Origin of the sequence: Zunongwangia sp. SCSIO 43204, from assembly GCF_019904275.1 — a bacterium.
GTDB classification, from domain to species: Bacteria; Bacteroidota; Bacteroidia; order Flavobacteriales; family Flavobacteriaceae; genus Zunongwangia; species Zunongwangia mangrovi.
Genome location: NZ_CP063204.1, coordinates 4,163,986 through 4,185,812 on the forward strand (window position 1 = coordinate 4,163,986; position 21,827 = coordinate 4,185,812).

General features: G+C 35.3%; 12 protein-coding genes. 4 read left to right on the forward strand and 8 right to left on the reverse strand.

The window, feature by feature from the left end; genetic code table 11:
* Positions 1–4: 4 nt before the first annotated feature.
* A complete protein-coding gene (locus tag INR75_RS18440; RefSeq protein WP_223089971.1) occupies positions 5–871 on the reverse strand; it encodes an SDR family oxidoreductase in 867 nt (288 codons plus the stop codon).
* Between the two features lie 298 nt (positions 872–1,169).
* On the opposite strand from INR75_RS18440, the gene INR75_RS18445 reads away from it, so the two are divergent.
* A complete protein-coding gene (locus INR75_RS18445; protein ID WP_223089972.1) occupies positions 1,170–2,183 on the forward strand; it encodes a zinc-dependent alcohol dehydrogenase family protein in 1,014 nt (337 codons plus the stop codon).
* A 298-nt stretch (positions 2,184–2,481) separates the two neighbouring features.
* Here INR75_RS18445 and INR75_RS18450 read toward each other — a convergent pair whose 3' ends face one another.
* On the reverse strand, positions 2,482–3,471 hold the full coding sequence (locus INR75_RS18450; RefSeq protein WP_223089973.1) for a family 43 glycosylhydrolase: 990 nt from the start codon (positions 3,469–3,471) through the stop codon (positions 2,482–2,484).
* Positions 3,472–3,537: 66 nt separating this feature from the next.
* Entirely contained in the window at positions 3,538–4,944 is a 1,407-nt protein-coding gene (locus tag INR75_RS18455) for a beta-galactosidase domain 4-containing protein (RefSeq protein ID WP_255584588.1), read from the reverse strand.
* A 63-nt stretch (positions 4,945–5,007) separates the two neighbouring features.
* Here INR75_RS18455 and INR75_RS18460 point away from each other — a divergent pair.
* Positions 5,008–6,212, forward strand: a protein-coding gene (locus INR75_RS18460; RefSeq protein ID WP_086026153.1) for an IS3 family transposase whose coding sequence is annotated in 2 segments (ribosomal slippage) — positions 5,008–5,287 and positions 5,287–6,212 — 1,206 coding nt in all. Because the reading frame shifts where the segments join, the coding sequence is not laid out codon by codon here.
* A gap of 4 nt (positions 6,213–6,216) precedes the next feature.
* On the opposite strand, the gene INR75_RS18465 is transcribed toward INR75_RS18460, so the two are convergent.
* The 5 genes from INR75_RS18465 to INR75_RS18485 all read right to left on the reverse strand — a co-directional run bounded on the left by INR75_RS18465 (position 6,217) and on the right by INR75_RS18485 (position 16,946).
* Entirely contained in the window at positions 6,217–7,995 is a 1,779-nt protein-coding gene (locus tag INR75_RS18465; protein ID WP_370629865.1) for a glycoside hydrolase family 2 TIM barrel-domain containing protein, read from the reverse strand.
* A 19-nt stretch (positions 7,996–8,014) separates the two neighbouring features.
* On the reverse strand, positions 8,015–10,363 hold the full coding sequence (locus INR75_RS18470) for a sugar-binding domain-containing protein (protein WP_255584712.1): 2,349 nt from the start codon (positions 10,361–10,363) through the stop codon (positions 8,015–8,017).
* Between the two features lie 58 nt (positions 10,364–10,421).
* Positions 10,422–11,981 (reverse strand): glycoside hydrolase, encoded by a 1,560-nt coding sequence (locus INR75_RS18475; protein WP_223089975.1) that lies wholly within the window; start codon positions 11,979–11,981, stop codon positions 10,422–10,424.
* A 166-nt stretch (positions 11,982–12,147) separates the two neighbouring features.
* Entirely contained in the window at positions 12,148–13,836 is a 1,689-nt protein-coding gene (locus INR75_RS18480) for a RagB/SusD family nutrient uptake outer membrane protein (RefSeq protein ID WP_223089976.1), read from the reverse strand.
* 11 nt (positions 13,837–13,847) lie between these two features.
* Positions 13,848–16,946 carry a TonB-dependent receptor gene (locus INR75_RS18485; RefSeq protein ID WP_092541571.1) on the reverse strand — a complete coding sequence of 1,033 codons (3,099 nt, stop codon included), beginning with the start codon at positions 16,944–16,946 and terminating at the stop codon, positions 13,848–13,850.
* A gap of 219 nt (positions 16,947–17,165) precedes the next feature.
* Between INR75_RS18485 and INR75_RS18490 the strand changes: the two genes are divergently transcribed.
* Both INR75_RS18490 and INR75_RS18495 read left to right on the forward strand, forming a co-directional pair.
* On the forward strand, positions 17,166–19,358 hold the full coding sequence (locus tag INR75_RS18490) for a two-component regulator propeller domain-containing protein (RefSeq protein WP_223089977.1): 2,193 nt from the start codon (positions 17,166–17,168) through the stop codon (positions 19,356–19,358).
* Between the two features lie 73 nt (positions 19,359–19,431).
* Positions 19,432–21,201 carry an ATP-binding protein gene (locus INR75_RS18495; RefSeq protein WP_223089978.1) on the forward strand — a complete coding sequence of 590 codons (1,770 nt, stop codon included), beginning with the start codon at positions 19,432–19,434 and terminating at the stop codon, positions 21,199–21,201.
* Positions 21,202–21,827: the final 626 nt, after the last annotated feature.

Genomic DNA, 21,827 nt, shown 5'->3' on the forward strand with positions numbered 1-21,827 from the left:
AAAATTATTTGATGTCTTCAGTATCTATTTGATCCAAATAGGTTTCAAAACTCATTTTGCCATGCTCTTCAGCAATCATATCGTGGCTCATGATATATCGAAAATAGGCTAGCTTATCACTAATTTCATCTAATTGAAGTAGCTTAGGCAATTTGCTTCCATGCTTAGCTATGGATTTTGGAATTTTAATAATTTCACCTCCAATTTTTTTCTGGATCATCTTAGCCATTTCCATACGGGTATGAATTTGAGGACCGCCTACTTCTTTCAGTTCAGGTAGATTTAGGAATTCAGTCATAATATAATTAGCAAGATCCCCATGAAAAATACTATTTGTTCTGGCATCACCATCACCAATTAAGGGAATTACCTTACGCTTAGCCATAATTACGAGATCATTCAAACCCGAATAAAATCCAACAGGCCTAACTATACTATAATTTATACCAGACTCCTTTAGTGCATCTTCCATAAGTTTATGAATGCCGGGTATAGTATATTCTGAAGCTTCTTCAGCTCCTTTCATAGATATGTAAAAAAATCGCTTTACACCATTTTCCTTTGCCTCTTGAAGTATATTCACATTAGCCTTATAATCTATTTCGAAAAATGAGTTTGGCCCTGGACTAAAAAGACTTACAGATTTTCCTAAGGCAGAAATTACATAATCTACACCTTTTGTAATCCCCTTTATCTTCGTAAGATCTTCCTGGGCATTTGCACACCAAATATCATCGGTATATGAGCGTACTTTCTGATGGCCTTCTTTAGAATGTGTGAGGACACGGATTTTCAAATTTCTGGAATAACACTCTTTTAAGATATATTCTCCTAATGCTCCCGAGGCTCCTAATATTAAGATTTTCTCCATAGTTCATACTTTACCTAAGATGTTGGTTTATTAAAAAATAAGAGAAGCTTTTCTAAGTTTAAAAACTTTTTAAAATCTCATCTTTCCAAAGCTAACTACAAATTGGAGCTTAATGAAAATTGCAGGGTTAATTGTATTACAAAGTTTGTAAACTATATTATAATTTATGAGGTAAAAACATACGCTTAGCTTGAAACGCTACTACCAAACTCTAAACGACTTCTAAAGGTTATGTTATATATGTGAAACTATTTGTTCTGAAGTTTATAATTTCTGAGATTAAAAAAAAAATTGAGTTATGAATATTGAGAAGAAAAGAACAAGGATTGTAAAATTTTACGAAACCGGCACAGCTGAAGTTTTAAAAATTGAAGAAGTAGATCTACCAGAACCTTCAGAAAATGAAGTTCGTATAAAAGTGGACGCAATAGGTTTAAACCGTGCAGAAGTCGCTTTTAGAAGTGGAGCATATTTAGAAACTCCCAATTTTCCATCGCTAATTGGCTATGAAGCCAGCGGTGTCGTAGAAGCCGTTGGTAATAAAGTAACTTCTGTAGAAATTGGAGATAAGGTAAGCACCATTCCTTCATTTTCGATGAATGATTACGGTGTTTATGGAGAAACCGCAATCGTGCCAGAGCATGCCGTGAGCAATTATCCCAAAAACCTGACAAGCGAAGAAGCCACAGCAATATGGATGCCATTTATCACGGCCTACGGTGGAATCGTTACAAATGGAAAGATCAAAAAAGATGATGCGGTACTTATAACCGCGGCGAGTAGTAGCGTAGGCTTTGCAGCCATTGAAATCACCAAACTAAAAGGTGGAATTGCTATCGCAACGACTAGAAAACGAACTAAAAAACAACAATTATTAAACGCCGGTGCAGACCACGTGATCGTTACTGAGGAGGAAGACCTTGTAGATCGTGTAATGGAAATCACTAACGAAAAAGGTGCAAACATTATTTTCGATCCAATTAGTGGACCTATTATCGAAACATTGACTAAGGCCGCTGCACCTCTTGGCCGAATTATTGAATACGGCTCTTTATCTAGTGAATCAGCAAAATTTCCGTTTGGACAGATGCTTCAAAAAAGGTTAACATTACAGGGTTATATTTTAATGGATATCACAACAAATCCTGAAGAACTAAAACCTGCAAAACAATTTATATTCGAGGCCTTAGAAAAAGGAAAACTTACTCCGACTATCGATAAGACATTTGATTTTGAAGATATTGTAGAAGCCCATAAATACATGGAGTCTAATCAACAACTAGGAAAGATCATCGTTAAAGTATCTAGCTAAATTTAGCGAATATTATTAGCTATAAATACTTAAAATTGAATCTAATTATTATTAGAATACTCAAAATAAAAAACCCTGCAACTTGCAGGGTTTTTTATCATTCGTCTTCTTTAAAAGTGACCTCGGCAGGATTCACCGATGTCTGGGAAGCCCTATAAATACTAGTGTCTATTTTTCATGTTGACGATCTGTGAACTTTAAAATTGAATTCATTTGATTCGTCTTGGTAAAGATAGTAAACTATTTTGCTTCGAAATAGTATCAATAAATTTAAAATAATGCTATCAACGTATTAAAATTAATTCTCATTTAAATGCATCATTGTTTTTAAAGGTTTCACCACTTCTATTTCACCTTTCGAAAAATTAAGACTATCAATAGCCAACTCTCTATACAATTGATCACTATTATTGGTTATGCGATGGTATAAAATATAATCCTGACCGCCTTCAGTAAATATGCTATGATGGCCTGGCCCTAAAGTTGATCTATCTTTAGAAGTTGTTAAAACCGGACTATTTTCACCTTCAGAAAATGGTCCAAATGGATTATTAGCCTTAGCGTATCTCACTTTATAGGTTTCTGTAGTGCATTTCCCATCTGAATACATTAAAAAATAAGTTCCGCCTTTTTTAACCATAAATGGTGCTTCAAAATAATTTGGTGGGGTAATATCTTTTATTTCGGCTTCATCAAAAGAAATCATATCGTCTTTTAACGGAACCACAAAACAATGCCCGTTTACCCAATCTAGACCAGATCCCCAATATAAATACACTTGTTTATCATCGTCTATAAAAACTTCAGCATCGATCATATGATATTCAGGAAACATGTTGCCTTTGATAAGTGGCGAATTATCACTTTTAGCATTCTTCCAGGGGCCTAAAGGATGTTCACTTACACCAGCCCAAACTTCACTTCCTACAGACACATACATATAAAACTTACCATCTTTCCCTTCAATTACTGAAGGTGCCCAAACATTACTTGAATTAGAAGTTTCACTGGTACAAAGTTCTTTTGTTGGCCAGTTAATATGCTTTTGCTCCCAATGCACGAAGTCATCTGATTCTAAAACTCCAAGTTCCTCAGCTCCCCAGGGATCTATCGTGGCGTAGATATAATATTTACCATTGTGTTCTACGATCGATGGATCAGCAAAATCACCATTGATAAGCGGATCTTGTAAAACAATGTCATTTTTATTTTTTTCAGAACAACTCATTAATAAAGACACTAAAATCAATAGAAGTGCTCCAATTGATTTTTTAAAGATGTATGTCATTTTATTGAAATTTTGATTAAAATCTTTTTGAAAAAATCTGTTCTTAGATTATACAATTTCGACATTCTATTTCAGCAAAGAAATAGTGTACGAATAGCTGTATTTATTGTCTTCTAAACGATATTGTCTATGCGGGTAACGTCCCCAGGAATCATCACCACCAAGACCACGTTGTTTAAAATCTACATGTAAAAATACCTTATCCTGAATAGGAATATCGGTTGGGTGACGTTGTGCTTTATTTTCTCCCGGATCTAAATCTTCCGTAGCAACATTTAATGCACTAAATCCTAATGGCTGCTCACCAACAATCTTTAAGCCACCACCCATTTTATTTTCAAGCTGAATCCATCGTGCATCGGTTTTATAACCGGCTTCCTGCGGACGGATATATTCCCACACAAACTGGTTTTCTACTTTATCTTCATAGATTCCCATAAAGGCTGAAGTATTTCTATCGGAATAATTTTCCCAGGGACCACGACCATAATATTCAAGGTTTTCATAGTCCCCCGGAAGGATCATTCGCATTCCAAAACGTGGAAGTTCAGGCAGGTCTTTTTCACTATCTAAAGTAGCAGTGACTTTAATATTCCCGTTATTTTCTATAAGATATTCCACGGTATAAGGCACGTCTACACCAGCAAGCTGATACGTTACGGTAATTAACTGACCTTCTTTCGATTTTTTAGCAACATCCACATTAGTCACTTCAGCATTATTGGTCGCCTCTTTCCATGCTTTTAAGCGTTGTGGCATGCCGTTTCCAAAATCATTATCGGTTGGCGCTCTCCAAAAATAAGGCTGTGGAAATACCGAAATTGGTGATGCTTCAGCTCCTTTTAAATGATAAGCTTCAAAACTTCCGGTTTCCGTATTAAAAACACCTTCGATCATGTCATTTGAAAACTGAAGTTCATTTCCTTGCTTTTTCACCTTAAGTTTTCCTGAAGTTTCCCCTTCAGCAGTAGCAAAAAATGTATTTTCTCCTACTTTAAATTGTGCTCTGGCAATTTCGTGATTGGCAGGAACCATCGCCTTGGCTTTTTTAGTATAGCCATAAACGCTTAAAAAATATTCTTTGTCACCCAATTCTGGCAACGAAATACTAACGGATTTAGTTGCGTTTGGCGCTACATCTACGGTGAATTTTCCGGTTTTTACAACTTCACCATCGCCAAGTAATTCCCATTTAAAATCGAAATCTTCAAGATTCGTAAAATCGAATTTATTGGTGACTACAATAGAAGTTCCATCAAGCTCAAATTTGATGTTTTGATATACTTTTTTTACTTCTTTTAAAGCCGGGTGTACCTTACGATCTGCACTTACCAATCCGTTAGCATTAAAGTTTTGATCGTTTTGCAGATGGCCGGCGCCTAGATCGCCACCATAAGCCCAAAATTCTTTACCGTCTTCAGTTTCGGCACGCAGTCCCTGGTCTACCCAATCCCAGATAAAACCACCTTGCATATGATCACTATTATCGATATGGAATTACTACATTAGACCGGACACTAAGTTGAGAGAATATTTTTGCTAGTTATTACCTTAGCAATTATGAGAAGAAAATCTAAACATTACACCTTAGAATTTAAACAAAAAGCAGTCGAGTTAAGTTATGCTAAAGGCAATGTAAAACAAGTATGTGAAGACTTGGATATATTTCCATCTGTACTTTACCGTTGGCGTAGAGAGTTAAAAGATTACGGTAACAACAGTTTCCCTGGCCGTGGTAATCCTAAAATGACCGATGAAGAAAAAGAGATAGCCCGATTAAAAAAGGCATTAAAAGAAGCCGAGTTAGAACGAGACATCTTAAAAAAGGCCATCAGCATCTTCTCCGCGAGCGACAAGAAAAATACAGGTTTATAAAACAACACCTTATGAGATTTCCTGTCGAGACGATGTGTAAAATATTGAAAGTAAGCAAAAGTGGCTATTACCATTGGTTACAATCGGGACCAAGTAAATTATGGTTAGAAAATCAAAAGGTAACTGGGCTTATTAAATCTATATTTAAAGATAGCTTTCAAAGCTATGGTTCACCTAGAATAAAAACAGAACTAGAGACATTAGGCTATAAAATATCAAAGCCTAGAGTTGCACGTATTATGAGTGCTAATTATTTGTTTGCAAAACGAAAACGTAAGTTTAAAGCAACCACATATAGTCAACATAATTACCCCATAGCTCCTAATTTATTAAACCAAAACTTTGAAGTAAGCCGACAGGATCAAGTTTGGGTAAGCGATATAACCTATATCAAAACCAAACAGGGCTGGTTATACCTTACTGTCATTATTGATTTGTTTAACCGCAAAGTTGTTGGATGGGCTCTAAGCGATAATCTAAGTACAGAAGACACTATTATTAAGGCTTGGCATATGGCTATAAAGAAAACTACTTTAACCCAGTCTTTAATTTTTCATTCCGACCGAGGTATACAATATGCCAGCCATAAGTTTACCTCATTAATTAAAAGTTACAATGGCTTAGTAAACCAATCTATGAGCAGAAAAGGTAATTGCTGGGATAATGCCATTGCTGAATCGTTCTTTAAATCATTAAAGGTAGAATGGGTTTATAGGCACAATTATAAGTTGAGATCTGAAGCGGAGTTATCCATCTTTGGATGGATAGAAACTTGGTATAATAATAGAAGAAGACATTCCTTTTTAGGAAATAGAACTATAAGAGAATTTGAATTAGACATGTATAACCTTAAACTAGCAGCGTAGTCATTCAACTATTTGTCCAGTTTTTTGTTGCAAGTCCAATAATATCCCAGTATTCCTGGAAGTTTCCGTTACTATTTCCCATTGCATGAGAATATTCACACATGATAAAGGGACGTTCTTTGGTATCATCCTCTGCATATTCTTTCATGTAATTCATGCCAGGATACATAGGGCAAACGATATCTGTATTGCGATTCTCACCCGCCTGCTCAAACTGAACTTTACGTGTAGTATCACGTTCTTTGATCCAATCGTAAGCATCGTAAAAAACAGGTCCGTTTCCACTTTCGTTTCCTAAAGACCATACAATGATCGAAGGATGATTTTTGTGGAATTCTACCATTCTTTTAATACGATCTAAATGTGCAGGTGCCCAATCTTCGAGATAGGCCGGGTGCTTTGATTTATCGAAATTCCCCTGCCATTCGGCGCCCATCGCATGAGTTTCGATATTAGCTTCATCGACCACGTACATTCCGTATTCATCGGCAAGTTCGTAGATATAAGAATCGTGAGGATAATGACTCATACGTATCGCATTGATATTATTCTTTTGCATCACCTCGATATCCTTACGCATCATTTCACGATCTGGCGTGTGCCCTTTATCGGGATGATGTTCATGTAAGTTCACACCATTAACAGTAATTGGTTCTCCATTTACCATTAATTGTGCATTTTTGATCTCCACTTCACGGAAACCAGTTCTTCCCGCAATAGCGGCAATCTCGTTATCTTTTTTGTCTAACAGACTAATGCTGTATTTGTACAAATTTGGAAATTCATTGCTCCATTGTTCAACCTCAGCAAGCGTTTTGCTGAAGCTTACTTCCGTTGCATTTTTATCTAAAGCTTTAGTTTCTGTATATACTTCTTTTCCAGAAGGATCCATTAAAGCAAATTTCACTTTTGGTTTTTTGATGCTTCCTTTATCAAATTCCTTCAGCTGTACATTCACGTTTAGTTCTCCATCCTGATAATCCTCGCTTAAACCACTGGTCACAAAATAATCCCAGATCGTTGTTTTAGGAACCGCCTGTAAATACACATCACGTTCTAAACCACTTAAGCGCCAAAAATCCTGATCTTCTAAATAACTACCATCGTGCCATCTAAAGATCTGCACGGCCAAAAGATTGTCGCCTTCTGTCAGTAAATTGGTGATATCAAATTCAGCCGGAGTTTTAGAAGCTTTGGTCATTCCTGCTTCTTCTCCATTTACAAAGATTCTTGCATACCCCGAAATGGAACCAAAACGAAGGATAATTTCATGATCTTCCCAAGCTTCTGGAACGCTAAATGTTCTGCGGTAAGAACCTACCGGATTGTAAATTTCTTCATCGCCATCTTTAGCGTTTTTATTGATGTTTTCTCCACTTTCTGTTTTTTCTTCGGAAGGAAATCCGATATATGGAGGATTTTTAGGATGCGGATAGGTAACATTGGTATAAATTGGAAGATCGAAACCTTCTAATTCCCAATTGGAAGGTACTTTAATATCATCCCAATTACTGTCGTTTAAAGATTCTGAATAAAAATCTTTTGGACGCTCGCTGGGATGTTGCACCACATTAAACTTCCAGGTACCATTAAGACTTTGGTAAAGATTGGATGCTGTTGGATCGTTTTGTAATGCTTTTTTTGCTGAAGTGTACAATACAAAATCACTGTGCCCTTCAAGCTTATTACGGTCTATTGTAGTTGGGTCTTCCCACTCGTTTTGCTGTGCGTATGATGCGGTAAAAAACAGCAAACTAAGAAGGCTAAAAAAAGTCTTTTTCATAACTTCAAATTTCTATTTATTATAGGCTAATTTTTTTTTCATCCATTCCTTGTACCTTAACAGTTATTGAAACATCCTTCTGTTGAATGCTTTCTGAAAGCTTAAGATATGCTCGCAATTTTCCCTGATAAGTAATTCGTTGATTGCTTTGGTAGTCTTCATGACTTTTTAAGTCTCCGCTTTCTAATCCCAGCACTTTTATACCTGTAGGTACTTTAAAAGTCACCGAGCGATCATCATTAATGATGAGAGATCCGTTTTTATCTATCAATTCAATATCTACAATAAGGATATTATCAACATTTTCCTTGTTATAAATGAGTTTAAAGTCTGTTATTGATTCTGGTGTTCTTAGTTTATGTGTAGCAACTTCCTTTCCCTGCTTGTTATAACCTTTAAGTAATAACTCTCCGCTTTTAAAAGGAACCTTCCAGAATATCATATTTCCATCGTATTCTCCTTTCTTCTTTCCTAGTGATTTATTATTTAAGAAAAGTTCAACCGTATCAGCATTAGTGTATGCGCTTACATATTTTAGATGATTTTCAGCGCCACTCCAGGTAGTGGAAATATGACGACGCTTTGTCACATCCTCTTCATTATCCGCAATTCCAATAAAAACTAAAGGAGCATCACTCCATAAACTTTTTCTAAAATAAAAGTCCGGTTTTGGTTTTCCTGCAAGATCAATGATTCCGGCGCCACTACTTCTATAAGGCCACTTTCCGGCTTCTCCAATGAAATCAAATGCCGTCCATAGAAATTGAGAAGCAATAAAATCATTGTCTTTTACAGCATTCCAGGCACTAAGTGCATCCCCATTTTCACTTCCGTAAATAATTCTATTCGGATATTTTGCATGATCTTCGTCATATCTAAATTCCTGATAATTATATCCCACAATATCCAGAATTTCAGGATAGGCCGTGAAGTTAGACATCGTTACTCCGGCGAGAGCTGCAGTAATTGGCCTCGTGGTATCAAATTTTTTAGCAGCCATACTAAGCTCATTTGCAATCTTACCTAGTTGATCTACCGGGGGATGATCAGGCATATGTCCTTTACCATAGATTTGTGGATTTCGACCTTCATCCAAAATAGGATGGGTATAAGGGTCATTGGGGTAATCAATTTCGTTGCCTATACTCCACATGATGATAGAAGGATGATTCCTGTTTCGCCTAACCATATCTTCTACATCTATGGCGCCCCATTTCTCAAAATCTTTATGAGAGCCGTCTTTACCAGGGGTTCCTACATTCCAACCTTCAATCCATTTATTTTTGCCAAACTCCCATTCATCGAAAGCTTCGTCCTGAACCAGAAAACCCATTTCATCAGCCAGATCATAAAGATAATCCTGATGCGGATAATGGCTCATTCTAATAGCATTTGCACCAAGTTCTTTAAGAGTTTTTAATCGTTCTTTCCAAACTTTTTTAGGAACTGCAGCTCCTAATGCTCCCGCATCATGATGGATACAAACCCCTTTGATAAGCATATTCTTTCCATTTAAAAAGAAGCCTTTGTTAGCATCAAACTTAAAATCTCTTATTCCTATTTTATCGCTCCATAGCTCCATCAATTTTCCGTCTACCTCTATACGTACATCTAGATCGTAAAGATTAGGGGCATTTGGTTCCCACAATTCAGGGTTATCGATTTTTAAATGCAATTCGATATAATTTTCCCTATTTGGATATAATTGTAAACTGAAAGTGCCGGTAGCTACTTTTTCGCCTTTGTCATTTCTTATACTGGTAATGATATCTGAGCCTGATACCTGATCAGTTAAATTTTCAATTTCTAACTGAATATTGATTTCCGCCTCATCCTTTTCAATTTTGGGGGTTGTTACAAATACACCCCATTGAGAAAAATGAATTGGATTTTGTTGAATTAAATAAACATTCCTAAATATCCCAGAACCGGTATAATACCTACTGTCTGCATAATCCGTATGATCACACTTTACAAGTATTTCATTTTCTTTTTCTTTCAAATAGGGCGTTAGATCATACTGAAAAGGAATGAATCCATTAGGCCTTTTACCTAAAAAATGACCGTTTATCCAAACTTCACTATTTTTATAAACACCATCGAAGTATATACTATATTTTTTATTTGGAGAATAATTCTGAACATCAAAGCTTTTCTTATAATAGGCTATCCCACCAGGGAGAAAACCCGTTCCACTGGCCCACCGCGAATCGAAATCGCTTTGAATACTCCAATCATGTGGAATTGATACATTTTTCCAGTTTGCATCACTTTTATTCGTTAACTCTCCCATATGGAATTGCCAGGAGTCATTAAACAGTAGCTTATTATTTTCTTGAGCACTTATCGCCAACGGAAAGCTTATCACAAACAAAAGAAGAATCTTTTGCCAATTCAAAAGCCTTTTTGAAAAAGATGTTGTCATATTATTTTGAAAAGATTAAAGTGGTAATAGATTTTTCGGTCAATGAGATTTTAGTACCATATTCTACCGATGCTAAGTTTTTAGCACTGGAAGTCACATAGGATGATCTGGGTGTCAGGAGCTTTTCATTATTTTTAAATTGAACTTGGATCTTTCTATTCAAGGGGTTTATAATGACTAAGACATTTTCCTGATTGTCCGGAGAACGAAAACCTGAAATTAAAATTTCTTCAGGTAGTTGCTCTTCTGTATTTATTTGAATACGTTTGGCTCCAGGCCTAATAAAACGACTATAATTTCCTAGGGCCCATAGCATCTTACTCTCTTCAAAATTGCCGTCTTTTTTATTCTTATCAGCATAAATTAATCCATCTTTATAGTCATAAACCGATACTGCCGTCCACCAGTGCCAGGCCGAAGCATTAGCAATACTTAAATCATGATGTATCACTTTGGCCATATAGAGCGCGGGCTCAATACTCAAATCTTTACTGTTTCCTTCAATTTCTCCATTATTATCACCAAGAATACAATACTCAGACATCCAGAATTTTAAATTCTTAAAATCTTTCAGAGCCTGATTCAGTTTCTTTCGTTCTCCAACTAATTTAGATGTAGGAGAAGTGGTAAAATAACTATGTCCAGATATCACCTTGCCTAAATGCTCCAGATCACCAATATAGCCCGCTGAATTTTCGTTAAAGAAATAGTCAAGTTGGGTACCTCTTCCGGATTTATTATCGTCTTCCACTAAATAGTTAAGCTGTGCAGTTTCCGGAAGATCAATTTTTGTTTCAATATTATTTTGAATAAAACTCTTATTAATTAGTCTTGTAATCTCGGCTATTTCTTCATTCCAGAAAGGAGTGCCTTCCTGCCCCCCATCAGCCCAATCCCATTGCGGTTCATTAAAAGGACTTATAATATCTACGCTAAGACCTAAATTTTCCATACCTTTTATACTATGGCTTAGATAGTCTGCGAACTTTTTATAGTTAACTACTGCTAAGTTAGATTGATCACCACTTGCACTAAATGCCTTATTATTTCTCGTGAAATTTACATGGGGACTATTTAGAAATACCAGCAATTGATCTACTTCGTAAGCTTTGGCTGCCTTTGCAAACCACACTTGTCCAGATTGGCGTTGCCAGGAATAGGTTCCATCCAATTGTAAAAAAGAATCTGCTCTTCTCCACTCATCGGCTATACCACTATCAGCTCCCTGTTGTGCACTTCCTGCCCCTAGGTTAAATCTCCATAAGGAAAGACCGATTCCTAATGGATTATTATTTTTATCCAACTCCTGACTAAAAAGGAGCTGTGCTATTTTTTGTTTTTTATGAGTTGGCCAATTCCCGATATGCTGCATGCTCCAAGCATCAGATGCTCCAAAATTGTCGATAGTCTGAAAAACTACCTCATCTTCAATGCTTATCGATGTGAGCTTAGTCTTTTCCTCTGTAGTTCCTTTTTTTTTATCATTATTTTCCTGTTGGCAGGAAATAAAGAACAAATGCAGCGTAAGTAGGAAAAAGAAAGATTGAAAGTTTTTTTTCATCAATTGAATATTATAGTGTTTCCGCGAAAGAACCTAAGTGGTTATACTTAATAAAAATTTTTACAGAGGTAGTAGGTAATCCAGAATTATTAGGAATAAAATTCAGATTCAAAGTGATGGAATATTAAAAACCATATTGCCCGAAGACAATATGGTTTTGATTGTATTAATAACCTGGATTTTGTTCTATCTGGTTATTTGAAGCTAATATTTCACTTCTTGGAATAGGTAACCAGTAATTTCTCTCATTAAAACTTTTTCCGTCGAGTGCGATGAAAGTATTGTAATTAAAATCTCCGTTTGTTCTGGTAATTCTCATTCCCTGAGCAGGTTGATTTTCGACCTCATCTGCAATCCTCCATCGTCTTACATCATAATATCTGTGCTCCTCAAAGGCTAGTTCAATTCTTCTTTCGTGACGAATCTTTTCGCGCATCTCACTTTGACTTAGTCCACTCTCCAAATTCGGCATACCGGCTCTAGACCGAATAAGGTTTAGGGCATTATAAACGGATTCATCTGGACCGACTGCTTCATTTTGCGCTTCAGCGTAATTCAGTAAAATTTCACCATATCTAATATAAATCCAGTCCTGTGTTCCGGCAACTCCCCATGGATTAATGATTGGAAGATCTTCATCGATAAATTTTCTCAAATAGTAACCTGATTTACTGGTATTCCAGTTGGAAGGACCATCTGGACTATCCAAACCATTGGGTACAAATGTTTCTACTTCCCTTCCTCGATATTCAGCTCCATTATATAATATGGTTTGATAAAATCTTGGATCCCTGTTCTGGTAAGGCTCCTCTGCATGAGATTCGTTATTCCAATCAAATTCAGATCCATCTGCCATTTCATAATCATCCACTAAATTTTGTAATGGTACATTACCACCCCAGCCTCCATAGCCGTTAGGACCATTAGCAATTTCTAGAGCAGTGTGTAATGCATTAAGATTGTAGTATCGGGCAAATATTATCTCGCTATTTCCTGCAGATTCAAGAAAAAGTTGTTGGTAATCAGGATATAAACTATATAAACCAAGATCCATTACTTCCTGAGCAGCATTTGCTGCATCTGCCCATTTTTGAGCATCATTGGTTTCTCCATTGTATAAAGGACTGGCCGCATATAGTAACAATCTAGCTTTAAGGGCCATAGCCGCACCTTTAGTAGCTCTACCTTCCTGCCAGTTATTTGAATGATTTTCTGGTAAAGCATTGATTGCTTCATTCAATTCATTGATAGTATATGTTAAGCTTTCTGATATTGTGCTTTTTTCAAACAAACTAGGATCAGTTAAATCGTCTCCAAGTTCTACTACACGATCTTCCATCAGTACTACTTCTCCGTAATTTCTAATAAGATCATGATATCTATAGGCTCTTATAAATTTTAGCTCCGCTGTGAGCACTTCTTTTTTTGAGTCGCTCATTGCCAAATTATCTATATTATTTAGGGCATAATTAACTTCTCTAATACTACGATAGCTTCGTCCCCAAATTGTTCCAGCAATACCCGTATTTTCAGGAGCTAACTGCCCCTGCTGTATTAGCCAGGTGTTATCATCATTGTTATAAATAGATTCATCAGTCAAAGAACTCCACATTGCATATTCAAAGCCCCTTCCAAAGCCAGGTCGACTTCCATCGCCCTCTTTATCTGTCAATCGAACTCCCAAGTATCTATTGATCACATAGGCTTCAAATAAAGTTGAATCATTTAGGATCGCCGCATCAGACACGCGATCAGTCGGGGTTACCTCTAAATAGTCTTCTTGACATCCAACCAAAATAAGACTTCCGAAAAGAGAGAATAACAGTATTTTTGTATATATAATATTAAATTTCATATTTCCTTTTTTTAAAACTGAACATTAATTCCTAGATTAATAATCCTTTGTTGTGGATAAAACTGGCCACTTTCGCTACTTCCTTCAGGATCAAAATCTTCTACTTCTGTTAAAGTAAAGAGATTAAAAGCGCTAGCATATATCCTAGCATTTCCAATAGCTAATTTATCAGTCCACATCGTCGGAAGCGTGTATCCTAACTGAACATTTTTAAGACGGACAAAGGCTGTATTTCGTAGCCAGAAATCATTTCGAAATCTACCCCCGCTTACTGCTGATGATGCACGCTCGCTTACTCTTGGGTAACTACCATCTGGATTCTCAGGTGACCATCTATTATTCGCCCAACTACTATAAAAGTTTCCAACAGTTCCCGATTCTGGAAGTACGTATTGCCTTACTTGACCCTGGCCAGCAAAAACTGCTGAGAAATCAAAATTCTTATAAGTAGCATCCAGAACAAGACCGAATGTTATCTGAGGGATATTTCCATACTCACTTCTATACATATCGTCTGGAGTAATTTCTCCGTCATTATCATAATCCTCGTAGATTAAATCACCTAATCTAGCTCCCTCAACATGTGGGTAATTATTCAGATCTTCTTCAGTTCTGAAAATACCTATAGCATTATACAAAAGATAGGTATTAAGTGGACGTCCTGTTTGTCTTTGATAATCCAAAACCCCTGGTGCTTCGTCAATAAATCCAATTTCATTCTTTGCATACGTAAAATTTCCCTGCACTCCGAAGTTAAAATCACCTTCAGATTTCAAATCATAACCGATAACAGCTTCAAAACCATGACTCTTAACTTCTCCGATATTTTCAGATGGTACTAAAGGATCTCCACCATAAGGATTCACAATACCTGTAATTGCTGGAATAGAAGCATTTCGATTGATAAGTATATCGGTTCGATCCTGAGTAAAATAAATAAACTCTGTATTGAAATGATCCAGCCATTTAAAATTCAGTCCAAGGTCGGTCTTTCTCGCAACTTCCCAGGTAATATTTGGATTGGCCAGTCTTATTAGATCTATACCGGTCACGACCTCTCCACCAACTACATAATTATTATTGATCGCATAATTATCAAAATATTGGAACTGTCCTACATTATCGTTCCCCAAAATTCCATAGGAAGCTCTAATTTTAAGATCATCAAAGAAGTCCACATTAAACCAATCTTCCTGTGTTATTCGGTAACCTGCAGATATAGATGGGAAAACCCCATATCGATTTCCCTCTGGGAATATTGAAGATCCATCTACACGCATTTGAAATTCTGCAAGATATTTTTCGCTGTAGTTATAAGCAATTCTTGAAAGAAAACTTTCTCTGGTAAAATTATAACTACTACCATAATTATCCCTGTCAGTCGCTGCCCCTCCACCTTGAGAAAGTTCCGGAGTTTGAGTGGTTGGAAAATGAATTCTAGAAGCTCCTAAAGTATGATCCTTGTTTTCACTCCTTTCGTATCCAATGAATGCATCTATATTATGACTACCAAATCTTCTCTTAAAGTTAAGCTTGATATTTCCCACAGTCTTAGATTGACTAAAATGTTCTTCTTCTAAAGAGCCTTGTTGATCAGGTCCACCTCCAATAACTACAGGATTATATTCTTCTGTATTTCTATTATAATTATAAAGCGTATAAGGTGTTCTAAAATTTCTTATTCTACTAGATAATTCATCTACAGAAAAGAATCCGTCTATCGACAAACCATCCAAAAATGGTAACTCATATTTGGCTTTAAGAATTCCATTAAAAATATATCTCGGTTGATTATTTGTTCCTCCCGCAGGAGTAGCCATAATAACCGGATTTGCATTTTCAATCCCGGTTGAAGGATATCCATTAGGGTAAATAGAAGCTACTGTTGGATAGGCTCTATAAATTGATCTAAATATGTAATTAGCACCTTCTGTAGCGAATTGCCTATCTTCTTTTCTACCGGACAACGAAAGGCCTAAGCTTAATCTATCAGAAATATCAACATCTAAGTTCGATCGAACATTATACTGATCATATTGGGTAGCCCCATTTTTATATAAGCCTTCTTGAGATGTTTTCCCTAAAGAAAAGAAATAATTTACCTTTTCAGATCCACCTGACACATTAAGGTTATGTTGAGTTTGAGTAGCATAATCTCTGAGTGCTGCATTGGCCCAGTCGGTATTTGGATAATTTAATGGATCACTCCCATTAGCGAATAGGTTAATCTCTTCAGGAGAGTAAACTTGATTTAATCCATCATTAGGACTATTGTAATAGGCAATTTCATTTCTGATCTGCGCATATGTAGAGGCATCAGCCATATCTGGTAATCGTGTAGGAGATGAAAAACCAACATCAAACTTGTAAGATACAGAAGGGGCTGAATTTGTTTTTCCTCTTTTAGTGGTTATAAGAATAACACCATTAGCGGCACGACTTCCGTAAATTGCTGCAGAGGCATCTTTTAGCACGGTTACGCTTTCAATTTCTTCTGGAGAAAGTCTCGAAAGGCCTCCTACCTGTCCTGGCACTCCATCGACTACTACGAGGACATCATTATTACCTGTAGTAGCTAAACCTCGAATACTGATACTAGAATCATCATAACCAGGCTCCCCCCCGCGATTGCTTGCAATTACTCCAGAAATCCTTCCAGAAAATGAATTGGAAAGGTTAGGCTGCGGACTTTTCACAAGATCTCCTCCTTCAACCTCAGATACTGAACCTGTAAGTGTAGCTCTTTTCTGTCCCCCGTAACCTACAACAACTACTTCATTTAATGCTTCAGTGTCACTTAATAGTGTTATCTCAAATGAACTTTGATCACCAACAGGAATCTCCTTTGTTTCAAAACTTACAAATGATACTACTAGTATGGCACTTGATGGATCATCTACTTCTAAAGAAAAATTCCCATCCATATCGGTTACTGTTCCATTCGAAGTATTTTTTACAACTACCGTTGCACCCGGTAAAGGCAATCCAGTTTCATCAAATACCTTTCCTGAGACTTCAATTTGCTGGGCAAAAATTGCAGTACTGGTTAACAGCAATATCAACATCATGTTGATCCTGGACTTTCCCAGATTTAGTAAAAATTTAAACATATACTGTGATTTTAGTTAATAGTGAAATAATAGTTAGTTTTGTGTAGCAAAAAGATTGAAAACGATTTCGCTACTATTTATAGTTACAATTTTCCTAATTTTAAAGGGATTTTATGAGGCACAAATTGACTTTAAGCAAGGCGCTAATCGACTAATTTTGTTAATTTCATCCTTTTAGCCGTCTATTTTTAAAAAATTATTAAAATACTACCATTCTAAATGAATAATCAGAAAACTTTGTTATTTTATATTTTCTTAATAATACAATTTTTGATTCCTAAAAAATTTCATGCACAAAATACTCCTGCCTTTCACTTCTATACGATTACAACAGAAAATGGATTATCAAGTAATCTGATCAATGATATTAAACAGGATTCTCTAGGTTATATATGGATAGCTACCAATGATGGCTTAAACAGATACGATGGAAATAATTTTAAGATTTTTAAAAGTGGAAATCTTTATGATTACATTTCGAATAATTATATACAAAGTATCGAAATTGTTGGAAATAAACTATATGCGGGAACTGATGGAGGACTAAATATATATGATATCCAATATGATTCTATAAGCGTATTGAACACCAAGCAGTTTGATATATTAGGAAATAGTATTAGTGCACTTCATAAAAAAACTGACTCGCAAATCCTAGATTTAGGAATATACCGTGGTGGAGTTCAACAATTACAACTCGAAAATAATTTACTGAGTACAAGCCGCTCTTTGAATCAGGTATTATCATCCAGGGAAGTGTCATCAATACTCCAACGTGACAACTTTTTATTTGTCTCGACATTTGATGATGGTTTAAATAAAATCAATTTAAATTCTAACGAGATAGAGACTGATTTTCTAAAGTTAGGAGCAATAAATACATTGTATCTAGATCGGAAAAAAAATATCTGGATTGGGACAAGGCGCGGAATAGTAATTATAAAAAATGACGATTCAATTCTTAAAATTCAGAAAGGAAAAAATGCTGAAAATGGATTGAGCGATAGTGATATATTATCTTTTCAAGAAGATCATAATGGATATATGTGGGTTGGTACCCGTAACGGAGGTCTTAATCTGATAGATACAGATGAACTCATCAATAATCAATCACTAAAAATACAATGGTATTTACCTTCAGATGGTTACGAAAGTATAAATAATCGTACGGTGTCTGTTCTTTTTTTGGATAAACAGGAGAATATGTGGATAGGAACACCCACGGGAATAAGCTTTACGAAAACAACTGGAGAAATAGTAGGCATCCGGAAACATATAAATGGTATTGATCGGAGTCTTAGTCATAATCGTATTGGGGCAATTGCCAGTGCAAAAAATGGAAATATTTGGATAGGTACCGATGGAGGAGGACTGGATTATTATGATATAGAACAGAATAATTACAAGCATTATTCCAAGAAAAATAATACAAACAGTTTGAGCAGCGATTACATTTTATCTTTGCTTGAAGATTCGAAGGGAAGATTATGGATTGGCACCTATCGTGAAGGATTAAATTGCTATTACAATGGAAAATTTGAGCACTATCTTCAAGGAGCTCCTTCTGAAGGTAGCGATGTTAGAGTTATTTTTGAGGATCATAAAAAACAAATTTGGGTAGGAACCAATAGAGGAGGATTGTTTAAATATGATGAAAAAAATAAGATTTTTAATCGCATAGAAGTTCTTGAAAAATTAGACATCAGGGATATAGCACAAGATCAAAATGATAATTTATGGTTAGCCACATACGGTTCAGGTCTTAAAAAATATAATGTAAAAGAAAAAAGTGTTACAACATATTCAAAAGACGAGGGATATCCTTTCCCCAGTAATATAGTATTTAGCGTTCTATATATAGGGAATAATGAAATTTATGCGGGAACAAGATATGAAGGGCTCGTACATTTAAATACCTTAACGAACGAATTTCAACGAATATCTGAAATAGATGGATTGAGCAATAATTCTATAGTAGGAATGACCAAAGAGAATGATAACTATATTTGGTTGAGTACTTTCAAAGGTATTAATAGATATGACACAAAAAATAAAGAAGTCGTAAATATTTCTTCGCTGACCAACTTACAAAATGGGGAGTTCAATATAGGGGCAATTACAAAAAGTACTGATGGTACAATATATATCGGCGGAAACAATGGATTAAACTTTTTTGATCCGTCAAAAATACTACAGGAAGATTCTCAAGTCTCAGTATATTTTGAAAACTTAAGAATATTAAATCAAAAAGTAAATGTCCAAAAAGCTAAAAATGCAATTCTTGATAAATCTTTGCTTTTCGAAAATGAGATCTGCTTAGATTACAATGAAAATTCCTTTTCTATAGATTTTCATAGTATGAGTTTTCCATTTGTTAAAAATACAGAGCTTATCTACAAATTAAAGGGATAATGATGTATGGCTATCTGCCAGTGGTTCCGGCACTGCAAATTTCACGAAAGTTCCTCCCGGAAACTATCAACTAATGGTAAAAAGTAAATCAGGCATAAACGCAGTTAGAAATGCTCAACTAGGAATTATTATTACCCCACCTTTCTGGAGTACCTGGCCAGCATATATATTATATCTATTTACTTTAATATTGATAATTTTTTTAATATCAAAATATTACAGCGAACGCCTAAAATTGAGAAATTCAATTGCTTTTGAAAAGAAACGGTATCAACTAGAACATAAATTAAACGAAGAAAGACTACGATTTTTCACTGGATTTTCGCACGAACTGAAAACTCCACTTACCTTAATATTAGCTCCGATAGAAAATTTACTGCAAAAAATAAATCAAAAGGATTCTCGAGAAGATCTAAAATTTATAAAGAGAAATGCAAAAAATTTACAGCAGGCTATCAATAAATTATTGGAATTCCGGAAATCTGAAGAAGGACTTAGTGAACTTCATTATGGAACATATAATATTGAAAACGAATTGAATCGCTGGTTAATAAATTTTCAACCACTAGCGAATGAAAAAAAGGTTCTTCTCAAACTATCCTATACTATCAATGAGTGCTATTTATATTGTGATATCGAAAAAATAGCAATAATCATTAATAATTTATTATCCAACGCGGTGAAATATTCAGTTTCAAATTCTGAGGTTGAATTAAAAGTTTTTTATGAAGATGAAAAGGTAAAAATAAGAGTTGCAAATCAAGGTGAAGGAATCAGCTCGCAAGAGATTAATCATATTTTCGAATGGTATTATCGTGCAGGAGGCCAGCGTAAAAAGTTAGGGACAGGCATTGGTTTGGCTCTATCTAAAAGCTTTGCGGAACTACATGAGGGAACAATAAACGTAACGAGTGTTCCCGACCAGAATACTAAATTTACACTATGTATTCCAAAGAAATTTATAGTAGAAAATACAGAAGTTTTAGAAGAAACATCCAATTACATTAGAGATATTCAAATTGAAGACTTTGATGAAGTTTTAGAAACAAGACAGGAGAAAAGTATCAATACTGTACTCTACAGGAATATCATGTTGATAATTGACGATAATCCTGAAATACGACTATTTCTGGAAAATTTATTTAAGAAGGAATACGATTTGCTTTTTTCAGAAAATGGTAATGATGGATTGAAAAAAGCAATGAAGTATATCCCGGACATTATTATATCAGATGTAATGATGCCATTGAAAAATGGTATCGATCTCTGTCAGGAATTAAAAGACAATATAGAAACCAGCCACATCCCTGTTATTTTACTTACGGCCAAACAAAATACAGAAAGCATTAGTTCTGGCTATAAAGGCGGGGCAGATCTTTATGTTACAAAACCGTTTAAACCTAAGTTACTAAATGCTCAAGTTAGTAGTCTGCTTGCTAATCGGAAAAAATTACGTTCCCTTTTCACTAATTACAAAAATCAAAAAACACAAAAAGACGATAGAAATTCATCCAATCTTATCTACTCTGAAAAGCAGTTTCTCCAAAGTATAGAGACTATAGTTTTAAACCCAGAAAATATAAAAAATATAAACACTACATTTCTTGCGAAAGAACTTGGCATGAGCCGGACGCCTCTATATAGAAAAATAAAAGCTCTTACAGGTTTAAATATCAATGAATTAATAAGAGACATTAAACTTAAAAAAGCAGCTGATCTAATTTATAGAGAAGAATACTCGGTTACTGATGCCTCTTTTACTGTAGGTTTTAACAGCTTAAAATACTTTAGAAAAATTTTTAAAGAAAAGTATGGTAGTAATCCTTCTGAATATAAACCTTAATTTAATTAAGAGTATTTGCTCTCAAATAAACTTTACTCAGGAATAAAAAAAAGTTTTTTTTACATGAATTTTTAGTTTAAACCGGTAACGGGCTTAATAGCTTTTTAAAAGAACTACAGAAACCCGGCAGTGAAAAAATGCTAGAAAAAGATCTGGATGAACATCTTGGTTATGGTTAAAACCATAAGTCTAATAATGTGGACATCCATAACGGTTTTGATTCTTCAAAGTGCGAATCCCACTTTGAAGAATCAAAAATCCAGGCCCCAGAGATCGTAATGCATCTTTTAATCTCATGATCGTTCTCATACGCCCCCCTATATGGATAAAAAATCATTGTAACGCCCTATGCTAAGGGTTTGAATAACAGTGATACTGAAGAATAAATACGGTAGATTAACAATGTTAAGTTGCTATTTCCGACATTTCCAGGATTACCTAAAAGGTAACTGATGATATTGTAGTCAGGCATAACAACCCTTTGGAACCTATGCCGCCCTGAAAAATTTTGAAAATACTGGTACAGTAAATTCTTATGCCATCAAAAGCTGTAGGAGAAACTGGGAAGACGTAACTGTATTCTTTGAATTTATGGAGATCAAAAAAATCATAAGCACAAACAATCT